This is a genomic window from Isoptericola sp. NPDC056605 (assembly GCF_042792795.1).
Taxonomy (GTDB): Bacteria; Actinomycetota; Actinomycetes; order Actinomycetales; family Cellulomonadaceae; genus Isoptericola.
Genome location: NZ_JBHTVT010000010.1, coordinates 151,921 through 166,544, shown reverse-complemented (window position 1 = coordinate 166,544; position 14,624 = coordinate 151,921). Strand labels below are relative to the sequence as shown.

Sequence of the window (14,624 nt, the reverse complement as noted above, 5' to 3'; positions counted from 1 at the left end):
GGCAACTGCCGGGGCGGGGCGTCGTCGTTCGCGTCCGTCGTGCGGCGCAGGGTTCCCCCCGCCGGGCTCAGCCCACGCGGTGCAGCCAGCGCACCGGGGCGCCGGCGCCGGCGTAGCGGAACGGCTCGAGCTCGTCGTCCCAGGCGGTGCCGAGGGCGAGATCGAGCGCCTCGCGCACGCCGCGGCCGTCGTGCGCCGACTCCATCGCGGCCCGGACACGGTCCTCCGGGACGACGACGTTGCCGTGCACGTCCGTCATGGCGTGGAAGATGCCGAGGTCGGGGGTGTGCGACCACCGTGCGCCGTCGGCACCGTGGCTCGCCTCCTCCGTCACCTCGTAGCGCAGGTGGTCCCAGCCCCGCAGGGCAGAGGCCAACCGGGCACCCGTTCCCTGGGCGCCCTGCCACGAGTACTCGGCACGGTAGAGACCGCGCCCCGCCGGCTGGGCAGTCCAGTCCAGCGACACGCGTCCCCCGAGCACGTTGCCCGCCGCCCACTCGAGGTGAGGGCAGAGCGCACGGGGTGCCGAGTGCACGAACAGCACACCGCGGGTAATCGCACCAGCCATGTTGTCCTCCCTGGTTCCGAGGTCCGTCTTCCCCTACGTCCTCGAACCGGTCGGCCTGCTGGTCGGCGAGCTCCGACGGTGTGTCGTCTTGACACATCCTGCCCGATGGCGAGCCGGGGTGCGAGAGGAAACGCAGACTTCATGCGTCCTCTTGAGCACCCCTTGAGGAACTCAGAGGCGTTCGCGCAGCTCTCGCATGGCCTTCTTGCGCACGGTGCGCTCGAGACGGTCCAGGTAGAGCTTGCCGTCCAGGTGGTCGCACTCGTGCTGGAGGCAGCGCGCCATGAGGCCGGTGCCCTCGACGACGAGCTCGTTGCCGTCGAGGTCCGTGCCCACCACGCGGGCGTACCACGCGCGGGTGGTGGGGTACCAGAGCCCCGGCACGGACAGGCAGCCCTCGTCGCCGTCCTGGGTCTCCTCCGAGAGGTCCACGATCCGTGGGTTGAGCACGTAGCCGATCTCGTCGTCGACGTTCCAGGAGAACGCCCGCAGGCTCACGCCGATCTGGTTGGCCGCGAGGCCCGCCCGGCCGTCGGCATCGACGGTCTCGACCAGGTCCTCCACGAGGGACCGGACCCGGTCGTCCACGGTGGTGATCTCGTCGCAGGGTGTGCGCAGCACGGGGTCGGGCAGCACCCGGATCTCTCGCATCGCCATGGCCCGCATTCTCCCACGTCGTGGGCGGGTGGGAGCGCCGATTATCACGGTTTGATAACGTGCCGAGCGATGCTACGACCGATGACCGAGTCAACCACGACGCCCGCCCTCGACCCGGGCCGCGCCGCCGCACCCGCGACGGGCCGTCCACGCCTGGCCGCGCTCGACGGGCTGCGCTTCCTGGCCGCGATGGCGGTACTCGCCTACCACTACGTGGCCGTGAACCACTCCGCCTGGGGTGCCCGCACCGAGGACTCGTTCCCGAACCTCCAGCCGCTGGCCGTGTTCGGGTCGTTCGGGGTCCAGCTGTTCTTCGTGGTCAGCGGCTTCGTCATCCTCATGTCGGCCTGGGGCCGGGACGTGCGGTCCTTCGCCGCGTCCCGCGTCGGGCGCCTCTTCCCCGCGTACTGGCTCTCCGTGGCCGCCGTCGTGCTGCTGCTCGTCGTCGTCGCCCCCGGGCACAAGGACGTCGGGATCCCGGAGACGGCCGCCAACCTCACGATGGTCCAGCGGGCGTTCGGCGTCCAGGACATCGAGTCCGTCTACTGGACCCTGTGGGCCGAGCTGCGGTTCTACGTGCTGGTCGGGGTGCTCCTCGCGTTCGGGATGACGCGCAACCGCCTCGTCGCGTTCGCGGCGGTGTGGCCCGTCGCCGCCGCCGTCGCCGTCCAGTCCGGCAGCACGCTGTGGTCCACCGTGCTGGTCGGCACCGACGCGCCCCTGTTCGCCGGCGGCATGGCGCTGTTCCTGCTCACCAAGGAACGCCGTTCGCTGGTGCTGTGGTCCGTCCTGGGCCTCAACGTCGCCCTCGCCGGCGTGATGTCCGGCCGCAGCCAGTCCCTGCGGATCGCCACCAGCACCGACGTCACGGTCGGGCCGCAGACGTACTGGGTCGCGATCGTCGTCTGCTTCGCGCTCGTCGCCGCGGTCGCCCTCACGCGCCTCGACCGGCTGTCGTGGCGGTGGCTCACCGTCGTGGGCGCCCTGACCTACCCGCTGTACCTGCTGCACTCGTCCTGGGGGCAGTGGATGATCGCCAAGACCAGCCCCCACCTGCCCGCCGGTGTCACGTTCGCGATCGTCACCGTCGTCATGCTCGGCGTCGCCTACCTCGTGCACCGGTTCGTCGAGCGGCCCCTCGGGCCGCGGCTGCGCCGCGCCGTCGCACGCGACCTCGAGCGGGCCGGCCACGCGCTCGGGCACCGCGCGCGGGGGGCACGCAGGGCTCAGGCCCCTGAGCCGGACGCCGCGTCCTCCAGGTAGGCCTCGAGCACGTCGCGCAGCACCAGCGCCTGGTTGTGCTCCGTGTCGCGCGCCGAGTAGAGCAGCGTCAGGCGCCGGTCCCCGGCCCCCAGCGCCGCGAGCTCCGGAACCTCCGGGTTGTCCGCGAGCTCTGCGCGGTAGCGGCGCTCGAACTCCTCGAACCTTCCCGGGTCGTGGTGGAACCAGGTCCGCAGGTCCGTCGAGGGCGCGACCTCCTTGCTCCAGCGGTCGAGGTGGGCGCGATCCTTGGAGATCCCGCGCGGCCAGAGCCGGTCCACGAGCACCCGCGCGCCGTCGCCCGCGGCGGGGTCGTCGTACACGCGCTTGACGGTGATGGTCACTCCCCCATGACACCGCGGCGGGCCCGGCGCCGCACCCCGCGACCCGGCGCCGGTATGCTCGCCGCGCGCCCCGTTAGCTCAGCTGGTCAGAGCAGTCGACTCATAATCGATCGGTCGCCGGTTCAAGTCCGGCACGGGGCACCCGCGCGCTCGGGACCGCATCCGCGGCGGCGGGGCCGGATCGGCCCTGCACGGGCGAGATCGACCGCGAGACGACGACGCCGATGACAGATCGACAGAGGTGGATGCGTGAGTATCAGTTCGGGCGGTGCGACCGTCGACGACGATGACGGCACCTGGATCGTCTGGGGAGAGGTCGACGTCGCCGTCGCACAGGACGTCGGCGACATGCTCAAGGCGTCCCTGGACGGACACCCCAAGACGATCGACCTCCGCCGGGTCACCTTTCTCGACTCCTCCGGCCTGCGGCTGCTGCTCCTCGGGGGCACCGCCGAGGAAGGGCCGCTGCTCGTCGGCGCGCCGGCCGCCGTCCGCGACGTCATCACCCTCACCGGGCTCGAGCACACCGTCCGGTTCGCCGAGACCGAGGGCTCGCCGGACTCCGGGGACGACGACGCCTGACCCACCCCGCCGCCGGTCCTCCGGCGGCCGCCCGAACTCGCGCTGGTTCCTGGAGGAGAGTCCTTGGACGACACCGTCAACCCGCCCGTCGTGTCCGGCGTGCCGATGGCACCGCCGCCGACCGGGTACGCCCCCGTCGCGGAATGGGTCCTCGCCGATTCCGTCGAGCTCAGCAGGCTGCGCTCCGCCCTGGCCCGCATCGTCGGGTCCTCGGGCGACGGAGCCACCGCGATGCACGACACCGCCGAGAAGATCGTCCTGATCGCCTCCGAGCTGGCGACGAACGCCCTCCTGCACGGCCTTCCGCCGACCGTCGTCCGCCTGCTGCGTGACGAGCACACCTGGCTCCTCGACGTCGTCGACCACGACGCCGCCGGGGTGCCGAGGGTCGACGGCGGCCGCCCCCCGGGTCACGGGGGGCTCGGCCTCCTCATCGCGGAACGGCTCTCGGCCCACGTGGGGTGGTACACGTCCGGCCCCGCGAAGCACGTGTGGGCGACCTTCCCCCGCGACCAGCGGGGCTGACCTGCGAAGAGGCGGTGACGGGGAGCACGCGAACCGCTATTCTCCCGGGCCATGCTCCGTGTGCTGCCGATGCTGGCCTACCTCGCGCTCGTCGTGTACGCCCTCGTGGACGTCGTCCAGTCCGACGAGGAGGACGGCGGCGGCATCCAGAAGGGTTTCTGGATCCTCATCATCCTGCTGCTCCCGTTCGCCGGGTCGGTCGCGTGGATCGTCGTGAGCCGGCGTACCCGGGCCGACCGTCGCCCCGCACCGCGGACCGGGTACCCCGCCGGGCCGGTGCCGCCCGCGCAGTACCCGGGGCGGCGGCGCACCTGGGAGGTCGACGAGACCGCCTCGGCCGACCCCGACGACGACCCCGAGATGCGGTGGCTCGTGGAGCAGGCACGCCTCAAGCGCGAGCGCGAGCAGGCCGCGCAGGAGCCGGCCCGGCCGGTGAGCGACGACGAGCAGAGCGCCGCGAGCTGACCCGCTGGGCTCCCGGACGAGCAGGTCCGCACGTCCTTGGCGGGGTCGCTACGGTGGCGCCATGTGGTTCCGCCGCTCCGCCCTCCCCGACGACCTCCGCCGAGCCCTCCCCCTGGCCCCCGGGGAGCGGGTCCTCGCGTCCGCGCAGCTCGCCGACGACCGCTGGGCCGTGGCGACGACGGCCGACCTGGTCGTCGTCGGCCCGGGCACGGGCGACCCCGTGGCACGGCGCCCGTGGTGCGACGTCGACCGCGGGGTGTTCGACCCCGAGCGGTCCGAGCTGGCGATCGAGTGGGTGGACGCCGCCCCGGACACCGTGCTGCGGCTCGTGGACGCCGAGCGCACCTCGTTCCCCCAGGCCCTGCGCGAGCGGGTCCAGTGGTCCGTGGTGCTGGCCGAGACGGTCGCGGTGCCCGGCGGCGACGTGAAGGTCGCCGTCCGGCGGACCGCGGACGGCCGGCTCTTCTCGCAGGCGGTCGCCGGGCAGGGAGTCGACCTCGACGACCCGAGGGTCGCCCGAGTGGTGGACGCCACGGAGTCCAGGGTCCGGGGAGCGTCCGGACTACCCGTGTGAGCCTGGTAATGTTCTTCCCGGTTCGAAGGCCACGTGCCGGACGACCGAGCGATCCCGCGTAGCTCAGCTGGCAGAGCATCCGACTGTTAATCGGACGGTCGTTGGTTCAAGTCCAACCGCGGGAGCAGCGAGAAAGGCCCCTGACCTGCGACGCAGGACAGGGGCCTTCGTCGTGCCCGGTCAGAGGGTGAGCAGGCGCTCCATCAGGTGCGGGGCGAGCGGGGCGTCGGTGGCGAGGACGACGCGGGTGCGCGCGCCGGGCACGTCGGGGTACCCGGCGTACCGGCCGCGCAGGTCGCACACCGTCTGGCCGCGGCCCGGGCCGTCGGTGGCGTCGACGACCACGGGCACACGCGGCGCCACGGTCGGGGTCACGCCGCCCACCGCGACTGCCGCGGCCAGCGGGTCGTGCAGCGCCGAGCAGCGGCGGCCGAACGTGGGCACGTGGAAGCCGAAGTACAGGTCCAGCACCTCGCCCAGCCACGGGGCCAGCGCGGTGCCCGCCTCGAGCAGCGCCTTGCGGTCGGTCTCCTCGAGCAGGTTGGCCATCGTGACGTCGAGCGGCACCAGGGTGACGTCCCAGTCGGCGGCGAGCACCTCGGCGGCCGCCTCGGGGTCGCACGCGATGTTCGCCTCGCCGACCGGCGACACGTTGCCCGGGTGCAGGGCCGCTCCGCCCATGACCGTCACGTCGAGGACCCGCTCCGGGAGCGTCGGGTCGGCCCGCAGCGCGAGGGCGAGGTTGGTCAGCGGGCCGACGGCGACGACGCGCAGGCGCCCGGCGTGCTCGTGCGACAGGCGCAGGAGCAGCTCCGCCGCGGACCCCGCCTCGGGCGCTCCGCCGGAGGACGGGAGAACGACGTCGCCCACGCCGTTGCGGCCGTGGACGCCCGGCGCCCCTCCCCCGTAGCCGCCCCGCAGCGGGTCGTGCGCGCCGACGGCGACGGGCACGTCGTCACGGCCCCCCAGCGCCAGGAGGTCCAGCGTGTTGGTGGCGGCACGCCGGGCGTCGACGTTGCCGCTGACGGTCCCCATGCCGACCAGCCGGATCTCGGGCGACGCGAGGAGGTAGGCGAGGGCGAGAGAGTCGTCGACTCCCGTGTCGCAGTCGAGGTACAGCGGTGCGGGCGTGGTCACGGTGCGTCCTTCCAGGTCGTGGGAGAGGTCCCAGTGTGGCCCATGACCTGCGGAAGCCCTGGCGGACCAGGTCGACGGCCGCCTCGGGAATACATGCCGCAGGCGCCCGGCTTGTGCCTCACGTGCCCACGACCGGTCATGCCTCTGTCGGCCTGCGCTCCGAGCGCGGCCCCATCCTGCTGTCCCTGATGCTCTCGACGGCGCTCGTCGCGCTCGACGCGACGATCATCGCCACCGCGTCGGCGACCATCGCGCGCGAGCTGGGCGGCTTCGACCAGCTGCCCTGGCTGTTCTCCACCTACCTGCTCGCCCAGGCCGTGAGCACGCCGGTGTTCGGGCGGCTGGCCGACGTGCTCGGCCGCAAGCGGCTGATGCTCGCCGGCGTGGCGCTGTTCTTCGCCGGGTCGGTGCTCGCCGGCGCGGCGCCGACGATGGGCGTGCTGATCGCCGGGCGCGTGGTGCAGGGGCTCGGCGCGGGCGCCGTGATGCCGGTGTCGATGACGATCGCCGCCGACATCTACACCCTGGAGGAGCGGGCTAAGACGCAGGGCTACCTCGCGTCCGTGTGGGCGATCTCCGCCGTCGTCGGCCCGACGCTCGGCGGCGTGTTCTCCCAGTTCACGAGCTGGCGCTGGATCTTCTGGGTGAACATCCCGCTGTGCGCGCTCGCCGCCTGGATGCTGGCGCGCCGCTACCACGAGGCGCCACGCACCGGCGAGCGGGAGCCGATCGACTACCTCGGCGCCGCGCTCCTCGCGGGCGGCAGCACGATGCTGCTGCTCGGCCTGCTCGAGGGCGGCACGCGCTGGGGCTGGGGCTCGCTGCCGTCGGTCGTGATCTTCGCCGTCGCGGTGCTGCTGCTCGCCGCGTTCGCCGTGCAGGCGCGCCGCACCCGGCACCCGATCGTGGACCTCGCCATCCTGCGCCGCCGGGTGGTGGGCGTGTCCACCACGGTCTCGCTGCTCGTGGGCGTGGTCGTGCTCGCCCTGTCCACCTACGTACCGATCTACGCCCAGGCGGTGCTGGGCACCGGCCCGCTCGTCGCCGGCTTCGCGCTGGCCGCGATGACCGTGGGCTGGCCGCTGTCGGCGTCCAACGCCGGCCGCCTCTACCTGCGGATCGGCTTCCGGTACACCGCGGTGATCGGCACGTCGCTCGTCGTGGTCGGCACGTCGCTCACGCTGCTGCTCGCCTCCGGGACGTCGGTGCTCGCCGTCGCGGGCGCCTGCTTCGTCATCGGCGCGGGCATGGGCCTGACGGCCGTGCCGACGCTCATCGCCGCGCAGTCGCAGGCGTCGTTCACCGAGCGGGGCGCCGTGACGGGCACCAACATGTTCGCGCGCTCCCTCGGGTCCGCGGTGGGCGTGGCCGTCTGCGGCGCGATCGTCAACGCGCGCACGACCCTCGGCCCCGACGGCACGCCGGTGGGCCCGGGGCTGATGTCCGCGATCCACCTCGTCTTCGTGCTCCTGGTGGCCGTGGCCGCGGTGCTGGTCGTGCTCGCCGCGCTCATGCCCGCCGACCTGCAGGAGGCCCGCGAGCGCCGCGCCCGCGCCGAGGCCGCCGCCTGACCGCTCACGGCAGGGCAGGCGGCGTCCAGCCCATGACGGCGCGGGTGCCGCGGGTGACCGCCGACGCCGGGGTACGGCGCATCAGGGCGTTGCGCACCCCCTGCCAGCGCGGCCCCAGGTGCGACCCGAACCTGCCGCTCACGACCGAGGCCCGCGCGAGCGCCCGGCAGCGCGGGCGGCGGGCGGCGTCGTACGCGGCGAGCGCAGCGCCGAGCGACTGCCCGGACGCCACGCCTGCAGCCACGATGCGCCCCACGCAGACGCCGTCCTCCAGGGCGGTGGCCGCTCCCTGGCCCATCGTGGGCAGGGTCGCGTGCGCGGCGTCGCCGACCATGACCACGCGCCCGCGCACGTAGCGCGGCAGCCCGCCGGGCAGATGGTGCACGTCGTGGCGGATCACCGCGCCCGGCGGTGTCGCTGCGATCACGTGCTGCACCTCCGGCGCCCAGCCCGCGAACCGCTCGACGGCGGCCGCGTGCTCGTCGTCGAGGCGCGTGCCCTCCGGCATCGCCACGTACCCGTACCAGTAGGTGGCGCCGTCGCTGACGAGCATCGAGCCGAACTCCGCGCGCGCACCCCAGTACTGCCGCAGGCTCGGCTCGGCGGACAGCCCGGGGACGACGGCCCGCCAGCTCGAGAACCCCGAGTACGCGGGGAGGTGGTCGGGGAACAGCGCCGCACGGACCGCGCTGCGTACGCCGTCGGCCCCCACGACGAGGTCTGCCTCGCGCTCGACCTCCGACCCCGCGCGGTCGGCGTGCTGCACGCGGGCCGGCGCGACGGGGCCGCCGGCATCGACGGACGTGACGCGGGCGTCCGTCACGACGTCGACACCGAGCGCGCGAGCCCGCTCCAGCAGGGCGCCGTGCAGCCGCGCGCGGTGCACGCCGCGCAGCGCGGTGTCGGCGTCCGCGGCCGGGTCGTCGGGCAGGCGCAGGATCGACCGCCCGTGCGCGTCCCACGTGCCCGCGGCCCAGGTGCGGGGGCCCATCGCCGCGACGGCGTCGCCGTCCAGACCCAGCCCGCCGAGGGCGGCCACGGCGTTGGGGGTGAGCGCCACCCCCGCACCCACCTCGCCCAGCCGGTGCGCCCGTTCGAGCACCGTCGCGCCCCAGCCCGCCTCCGCCAGCGCGACGGCGGAGGCGAGCCCACCGATCCCGCCGCCGACCACGATCGCCGTCCCTGTCATACCGTCCTCGATCTTCCGCCTCTATACCACTACGTGCGTGGTGGTATAGATCTTGCCATACTGGCGCCCGTGCCCCGGAGCAACCCCGAACGACGCCGCGCGCTGACCGACGCCGCCGTCGGGCTGCTCGTCGGCGCGGGCGTCCACGGCCTCAGCCACCGGTCGGTCGAGCGCGCCGCCGGCCTTCCCGCCGGCACCGCCGCGAACTACTTCCGCGGCCGCGAGGAGCTGCTGGTCGCCACGGCCCAGCGAATCGTGGAGCTGCACCTCGCCGACGCCCGGGCCGCGACGGAGGCGTCCGTGACGGCCGAGCCGCTCGGTGGCGGCCGGCTCGCCGGCGAGGACGGCCGCGCCGAGACGCTCGAGCGGATGACCGACCTCCTCGCCGCCTCGCTGCTCGACGCCGCGACCCGGCACCGCGACCGCTACCTCGCGATCGCCGAGCTCCAGCTCGAGGCCCGTCGCCGGCCGGCGCTCGCCGAGGCCCTCGCCGGGCTGGCGACCCAGTCGTCCGACCTCACCGCGGCGATGCACGCGGACACCGGCCTCGACGTCGACCCGGCGGCCGTGCCCACGCTGGTCCTGCTCTACGGCGGGGCGCTGCTGACGCTGGTCACCGGCGCCGTCCCGGTCGACGCCGCCACCACCCGCCGCCTCGCCCGCGCCATGGTGCACGGCAGCCTCGCACCTTCAGGTCAGGCATGACCGTGCCCGTGACCGAAAACTCGTTGAGCTCGCGCCGCGCCCGCTGATAGCTTCGCGGAGGCCGTGCGAGACAGAGCAAGGAGGTGGTACCCGTGAACGGATCGACACAGGTGCTCCTCCGCGGAGTCATGGTCGGGCGATAGGTCGCCCGGGAGCGCCGTTCGCCAGCACTCCCGAGAGGCACGACCATGAACGCCACACCCAGCTCGTCCCTGACCTTCACCGCCGAGCAGCAGCTCGACGACGGCGTCCTCGAGCGCCGCTTCACCCTCGACGCCGTCCCCGGCGTGCTGTGGACGCCGGCGTCCGCCACGCCGGCGGACCCCGCTCCCCTGATCCTGCTCGGCCAGCCCGGCGGGCTCGCCCTGGACCGGATGTACCCGCGGCTCGCGGGACGCGCGCTGCACGCCGCCGCCGACGGCATCGCGACCGTCGCCCTGGAGGGCCCCGGTAACGGCGACCGGCCGCCGCTCCCGGGCGCCGACCAGGCCCGCGCGGACCTGCGGAGGGCGCTGACGGCCGGCGAGCCGGTCACCGACAACCTCATCGACCGCCTGGTGCTCCCGCTGGTCGACCAGGCGGCCCCGGAGTGGCAGTCCGCCCTGGACGCCCTCCTCGACCTGCCCGAGGTCGACGGGCCCGTGGGGTACTCGGGCGGGCTGATCGCCCTGGGCGTCCGCCTGGCGGTGGTCGAGCCGCGCCTCGTGGCCGCCGGGCTCTTCGCCGGGAGCTACGTCCCCCGGGCCACGTTCGAGGAGGCCCGACGTGTCACGATCCCCGTGCACGTGCTGCTGCAGTGGGACGACGAGGGCAACGACCGCCAGGCGGCCCTGGACCTGTTCGACGCCCTCGGCTCGGCGGAGAAGACGCTGCAGGCCAACCTGGGCGGCCACACCGGCGTCCCGGCGTTCGCCGGCGACGACGCGGCACGCTTCTTCGCCCGGCACCTGAGGTGACCCGACGCGACACCCGGCTCCCGTCCGCCGGCCGCTAGGGTCGGCGGATGGGAGTCCTGTCGGCACGGGGGCCGGAGCTCGCGCTCGAGACCGCACGGCTGCGGCTGCGACCCTGGCGCGTCCCGGAGGCCGCCGTCCAGCGCGAGCTGTGGGCCGAGCGCGACCCCCGCGTCCCGCCGCACCGCCGCCTCGACGAGGCGGACCGCCCCACGCTCGACGAGATGGAGGCGTGGATCCGCGACGGCTCCCGCGCGCCCGGGCTCGGCCTGCTGGCCGTGGAACGCCGGGGCGAGGGCGACGTGATCGGGTACTGCGGGTTGATCGACGGAGCCGTCGGGCCCCACGAGCCGGAGGTGGCCTACGAGCTGCTCCGGCGAACCTGGGGCGCCGGGTACGCGACGGAGGCGGCGGAGGCCGTCGTCGGCTGGGCGCGGGAGTCGGGTCATCGACGCCTGTGGTCGACCGTCCGCGACTGGAACGTCGCGTCCCTGCGGGTGCTGGCCAAGGTGGGCTTCGTGGCGTCCGGCCGCGTGGAGCCGGACGACGTCCACGGCGACACGTTGTTCCTGACGCGGAGTCTGTGACCGTCCAGGCAGGACGTCAGGACTCGCCGCGCTCCCGCAGCGTGCGGCGCTGCTGCTCGATGGCGAGCAGGTCGGTGAACGCCTGCTGGTAGGCCTCCGGGTCCTTCTCCTGGTCGAGGCGCTGCAGGCGGCTCTTCGCGTCCGCGATCCGGCGCGTGAGGCCGAGGTCCACGAGGGCACGCACGACGTCGGCCACGTACGCCCCGATGACCGACTCGCGGTCCTCCGGCACGGGCGCGACCGCGAGCTCCGTGACCAGCGGCACCACCGTCTCGGGCGCCTGCTCGGTCACGGTCTCCACCCACCGGCCCCCGCCCACCTCGCGGCCGGCCGCGACGCCGCCCGCGGCGCGCACGGCGTCGTGCACCGCACGCCAGGCGGGGACGCCGAACGCGTCGTCGCCGAGCTCGTCGAACGACGCCGGCACGTGCTGCGGGTACTGCAGGACGACGATCAGGGCCTGGCGCTCCAGCCGGGCCACGGGGTCGCGCGGGTCGGGCGCGGCGAGCACGGGCGTCGCCGGGGCGGCCTCGGGTTCCGGGCGCGCGTCCCGGCGCTGGTCCTGACGGGCGCCGCGCGACGGCGACGACGCGGCCCGCGCGACCTCGCGGCGGACGTCCTCCGTGTCGATGCCGATCCAGCGCGCGAGCGAGCGGGAGTACCCGAGCTGCATCGACCGGTCACGGATCCCCGCGACCAGCGGCGCGGCCGCGCGCAGGGCTCCGACGCGCCCCTCGACGGTGTCGAGGTCGAACGTGTCGAGGGTGGTGCGGATGACGAACTCGAACAGCGGCTGCCGCCCGTCGACCAGCGCCCGCACCCCCTCGGGGCCGCGGGACATGCGCAGCTCGCAGGGGTCCATCCCGCCGGGCTCGACGGCGACGAAGGTCTGGGCGTGGAAGCGCTGGTCCTCTCCGAACGCGCGCACGGCGGCCTTCTGCCCGGCGGCGTCGCCGTCGAACGTGAAGATCACCTCGCCGCCCAGGGAGGCCCCCGACGCGAGCTGCAGCCCGCCGCCCGCCGTGGTGTCGCCGAGCAGGCGGCGCACCACCTTGGCGTGGTCGCCGCCGAACGCGGTGCCGCAGGTCGCCACCGCCGAGTCCACCCCGGACAGGTGGGCGGCCATGACGTCGGTGTAGCCCTCGACGATCACCACGCGCTTGCCCTGCGCGATGGACTTCTTGGCCAGGTCGATCCCGTACAGGACCTGGGACTTCTTGTAGAGCGACGTCTCGGGGGTGTTGAGGTACTTGGGCCCCTGGTCCTCGTCGTACAGCCGGCGCGCGCCGAAGCCGATCACCGCGCCCGTGACGTCACGGATCGGCCACACGAGGCGTCCGCGGAACCGGTCGTAGATACCGCGCTGCCCCTGGCTGACCAGCCCCGACGCGACGAGCTCCGCCTGCGTGAAGCCCCGACCCTGCAGGTGGCGCAGCAGCGCGTCCCAGCCCGTCGGGGCGTAGCCCACGCCGAAGTGCTCGGCGTCGGCCCGGTCGAAGCTGCGCTCGGCGAGGAACGCCCGCCCGGCCTGCGCCCCCGGCCCGAAGAGCTGCTCGGAGTAGAACTCGGCGGCCACCCTGTGCGCCTCGATCAGGCGCTGCCGCCTGCCCGGCTCCTCGCGCGGGCCGCGGTCGGCGGCCGCGCCGGTGCGGGAGTCCTCGTAGCGCAGCTGCACGCCCGCCCGGTCGGCGAGGAACTCGACCGCGTCCGTGAACCCCATCCCGTCGATCTTCTGGACGAACGAGATGACGTCGCCGCCCTCGCCGCAGCCGAAGCAGTGCCAGCGCCCGACGCCCGGCCGCACGTGGAACGACGGCGTGCGCTCGTCGTGGAAGGGGCACAGCCCCTTGAGGGAGCCGACACCGGCGGGCTTGAGGGTGACGTGGGCGGAGACGATCTCCTCGATCCGTGCGCGTTCCCGTACCGCCTCGACGTCCTCGCGCTTGATCAGTCCCGCCACGGGCCCGAGTCTATGCGCGCCCGGCGGCGACCAGGTCGGCCGTCCCCGCCGGACCGTCGGCGGCGGGCGACAGGGCGCGCTCGAGAGCCGCCCGCGACGCGGCGCACCGGCGACCGTAGGTGGCCGGCGGCGTCCCGAGGGCGCGCGCGAAGTCCGCGCTCAGGTGCGCCTGGTCGTAGTAGCCGACCGCGGCGGCGAGGTCGGCGAGGGGGCGCCCAGGGTCCGCCGCCAGCAGGTCGGCGGCCAGGTGCACCCGGTGGCGCTGCAGCACCCACTTGGGGCTGACGCCGACCCAGTCGGCGAACAGTCGCTGCAGGGAGCGCGGCGTCGTGCCCACCAGGTCGGCGAGGTCCGCGACCCCGGCGTCCGGGCCCAGCTCCCCCGCGACCACCGCGCCGAGCACGCGGGCGACCCGGTCGAGGGCGACGGCGGCCCGGGGCGTGCGCCTCTCGGCCGCCACGGCCCGCAGCACCGGGGTGACGGCCGCGACCGCTGCCGTGTCGTCCCCCGCGCGGGCGGCGGCCACCGCCCGGCGGCCGGCGTCCTCGACGTCGGCGGCGGACGGACCCCGCGGGCCGGGGAGCGCGACCCCGGCCGGCACCACGAGCCCGGGTCGCAGCGCGCCGGCGCCGCCGACCAGCACCCGCAGCGCACCGGGGCGCAGCTTGGTGCCCAGCACGGCGCCCGACCCCCGCAGGGTCCGCGAGAACAGACCGCCCGGGATCCCGTACACGGCGAACCCTTCGGCCTCGGCCACCACGTTGGCGTTCGGGTGCGGGATCACCACCTGGGTGAACTCCGCCCCGGGCGGCAGGTCCCAGCGGACCACCCAGTGGCGCTCCACGAGGTCGGCCAGGTCGGGCGCCGGGTCCAGGCGCACGAGCGCAAACCCGCCGCGCGCCGCGGCGGGATCGACCAGCCCTCGGGTGGACGCCGTCGGTCCCCGCGGACCGGCCCCGAGCGCATCCGGTTCGAACACCTGTCGCATTCCTCCAAGACTGCCCCCACCCACCGACACCAGCATGGGGAACGCACGCCGGGACCGCCCGGACGCACGCTGGAGGGAGAACCATGGACCTGTCACCGCTGCACCCGAACCTCACGGTCGCCGACCCGCGCGCCGCGATCGACTTCTACGTCGCCGGCTTCGGCGCCGAGGTGATGGACACCATCACCGCCGGGGACGCGATCATCCATTCCGACCTGCGGATCTCCACCGCCGCCGGGTCGTCGACCTTCACCGTGGCCGCCGCGTTCCCGTCCGACGGCGCGGTGGCGCCCGAGGCCGACGGCGGGACCACCGGCTCGTTCACGCTGAACGTGGACGACGCCGACGCGGCGCACGCCCGCGCGGTCGCCGCGGGCGCGACGAGCACGCAGGAGCCCGGCGACTGGTTCCCGGGGTTCCGGCAGGCCGCCGTGCGCTGCCCGGCCGGGCACCGGTGGTTCTTCGCCCAGGTGGCCGACGACGTCACCGCCGCCGACGTGCAGCGTGCCAGCGACGCCTGGATGGCCCAGCAGCAGGGCTGAGGCTCGTCGGGCAGCGC

At 74.7% G+C, this 14,624-nt stretch carries 17 protein-coding genes and 2 tRNA genes; 12 read left to right on the top strand and 7 right to left on the bottom strand.

Annotation, left to right across the window (positions count from 1 at the left end; translation table 11 throughout):
- Positions 1-67 precede the first annotated feature (67 nt).
- Both ACFQ8Y_RS12510 and def read right to left on the bottom strand, forming a co-directional pair.
- Positions 68-568, bottom strand: coding sequence for a DUF3145 domain-containing protein (locus ACFQ8Y_RS12510; protein ID WP_429732474.1), 501 nt, complete (start codon positions 566-568; stop codon positions 68-70).
- 171 nt (positions 569-739) lie between these two features.
- Positions 740-1,225 carry a peptide deformylase gene (gene def, locus ACFQ8Y_RS12505; RefSeq protein ID WP_430564856.1) on the bottom strand — a complete coding sequence of 162 codons (486 nt, stop codon included), beginning with the start codon at positions 1,223-1,225 and terminating at the stop codon, positions 740-742.
- A gap of 81 nt (positions 1,226-1,306) precedes the next feature.
- Here def and ACFQ8Y_RS12500 point away from each other — a divergent pair, with 81 nt between their 5' ends.
- Positions 1,307-2,488: an acyltransferase family protein gene (locus ACFQ8Y_RS12500; protein ID WP_430550027.1), complete on the top strand. Its 1,182-nt coding sequence runs from the start codon at positions 1,307-1,309 to the stop codon at positions 2,486-2,488.
- On the opposite strand, the gene ACFQ8Y_RS12495 is transcribed toward ACFQ8Y_RS12500, so the two are convergent.
- Positions 2,452-2,829, bottom strand: coding sequence for a DUF488 domain-containing protein (locus ACFQ8Y_RS12495; RefSeq protein WP_430585642.1), 378 nt, complete (start codon positions 2,827-2,829; stop codon positions 2,452-2,454). The two genes, ACFQ8Y_RS12500 and ACFQ8Y_RS12495, sit on opposite strands and share 37 nt — an antisense overlap.
- A 67-nt stretch (positions 2,830-2,896) precedes the next feature.
- Between ACFQ8Y_RS12495 and ACFQ8Y_RS12490 the strand changes: the two genes are divergently transcribed.
- From ACFQ8Y_RS12490 to ACFQ8Y_RS12465, 6 genes are all read left to right on the top strand, one after another.
- Positions 2,897-2,970, top strand: a tRNA-Ile gene (locus ACFQ8Y_RS12490).
- Positions 2,971-3,078: 108 nt separating this feature from the next.
- Positions 3,079-3,411 carry an STAS domain-containing protein gene (locus ACFQ8Y_RS12485; protein WP_430585641.1) on the top strand — a complete coding sequence of 111 codons (333 nt, stop codon included), beginning with the start codon at positions 3,079-3,081 and terminating at the stop codon, positions 3,409-3,411.
- Positions 3,412-3,474: 63 nt separating this feature from the next.
- On the top strand, positions 3,475-3,936 hold the full coding sequence (locus ACFQ8Y_RS12480; protein WP_430585640.1) for an ATP-binding protein: 462 nt from the start codon (positions 3,475-3,477) through the stop codon (positions 3,934-3,936).
- A 51-nt stretch (positions 3,937-3,987) separates the two neighbouring features.
- Positions 3,988-4,401: a PLD nuclease N-terminal domain-containing protein gene (locus tag ACFQ8Y_RS12475; protein ID WP_430585639.1), complete on the top strand. Its 414-nt coding sequence runs from the start codon at positions 3,988-3,990 to the stop codon at positions 4,399-4,401.
- Positions 4,402-4,462: 61 nt separating this feature from the next.
- Complete coding sequence (locus tag ACFQ8Y_RS12470) at positions 4,463-4,975, top strand: hypothetical protein (protein ID WP_430550032.1); 513 nt, start codon at positions 4,463-4,465, stop codon at positions 4,973-4,975.
- Between the two features lie 52 nt (positions 4,976-5,027).
- Positions 5,028-5,100, top strand: a tRNA-Asn gene (locus ACFQ8Y_RS12465).
- A 55-nt stretch (positions 5,101-5,155) separates the two neighbouring features.
- On the opposite strand, the gene ACFQ8Y_RS12460 is transcribed toward ACFQ8Y_RS12465, so the two are convergent.
- Positions 5,156-6,112: a nucleoside hydrolase gene (locus ACFQ8Y_RS12460; RefSeq protein ID WP_430585638.1), complete on the bottom strand. Its 957-nt coding sequence runs from the start codon at positions 6,110-6,112 to the stop codon at positions 5,156-5,158.
- Positions 6,113-6,234: 122 nt separating this feature from the next.
- On the opposite strand from ACFQ8Y_RS12460, the gene ACFQ8Y_RS12455 reads away from it, so the two are divergent.
- Complete coding sequence (locus ACFQ8Y_RS12455) at positions 6,235-7,683, top strand: MDR family MFS transporter (RefSeq protein ID WP_430550034.1); 1,449 nt, start codon at positions 6,235-6,237, stop codon at positions 7,681-7,683.
- A 4-nt stretch (positions 7,684-7,687) separates the two neighbouring features.
- Here ACFQ8Y_RS12455 and ACFQ8Y_RS12450 read toward each other — a convergent pair whose 3' ends face one another.
- Positions 7,688-8,872 (bottom strand): FAD-dependent monooxygenase, encoded by a 1,185-nt coding sequence (locus ACFQ8Y_RS12450; RefSeq protein ID WP_430585637.1) that lies wholly within the window; start codon positions 8,870-8,872, stop codon positions 7,688-7,690.
- A gap of 69 nt (positions 8,873-8,941) precedes the next feature.
- Between ACFQ8Y_RS12450 and ACFQ8Y_RS12445 the strand changes: the two genes are divergently transcribed.
- The 3 genes from ACFQ8Y_RS12445 to ACFQ8Y_RS12435 all read left to right on the top strand — a co-directional run bounded on the left by ACFQ8Y_RS12445 (position 8,942) and on the right by ACFQ8Y_RS12435 (position 11,117).
- Positions 8,942-9,577 (top strand): TetR/AcrR family transcriptional regulator, encoded by a 636-nt coding sequence (locus ACFQ8Y_RS12445; protein WP_430550036.1) that lies wholly within the window; start codon positions 8,942-8,944, stop codon positions 9,575-9,577.
- Between the two features lie 188 nt (positions 9,578-9,765).
- Positions 9,766-10,533 carry an alpha/beta hydrolase gene (locus tag ACFQ8Y_RS12440; protein WP_430585636.1) on the top strand — a complete coding sequence of 256 codons (768 nt, stop codon included), beginning with the start codon at positions 9,766-9,768 and terminating at the stop codon, positions 10,531-10,533.
- Positions 10,534-10,580: 47 nt separating this feature from the next.
- Positions 10,581-11,117 carry a GNAT family N-acetyltransferase gene (locus ACFQ8Y_RS12435; protein ID WP_430550038.1) on the top strand — a complete coding sequence of 179 codons (537 nt, stop codon included), beginning with the start codon at positions 10,581-10,583 and terminating at the stop codon, positions 11,115-11,117.
- Positions 11,118-11,133: 16 nt separating this feature from the next.
- Here ACFQ8Y_RS12435 and dnaG read toward each other — a convergent pair whose 3' ends face one another.
- Both dnaG and ACFQ8Y_RS12425 read right to left on the bottom strand, forming a co-directional pair.
- Positions 11,134-13,077 (bottom strand): DNA primase, encoded by a 1,944-nt coding sequence (dnaG, locus tag ACFQ8Y_RS12430; protein WP_430585635.1) that lies wholly within the window; start codon positions 13,075-13,077, stop codon positions 11,134-11,136.
- A 10-nt stretch (positions 13,078-13,087) separates the two neighbouring features.
- Positions 13,088-14,056, bottom strand: a complete 969-nt coding sequence (locus tag ACFQ8Y_RS12425; RefSeq protein WP_430585634.1) for a helix-turn-helix domain-containing protein — start codon at positions 14,054-14,056, stop codon at positions 13,088-13,090.
- Positions 14,057-14,148: 92 nt separating this feature from the next.
- Between ACFQ8Y_RS12425 and ACFQ8Y_RS12420 the strand changes: the two genes are divergently transcribed.
- Positions 14,149-14,607: a VOC family protein gene (locus ACFQ8Y_RS12420; RefSeq protein ID WP_430585633.1), complete on the top strand. Its 459-nt coding sequence runs from the start codon at positions 14,149-14,151 to the stop codon at positions 14,605-14,607.
- The last annotated feature ends 17 nt before the right edge of the window (positions 14,608-14,624 follow it).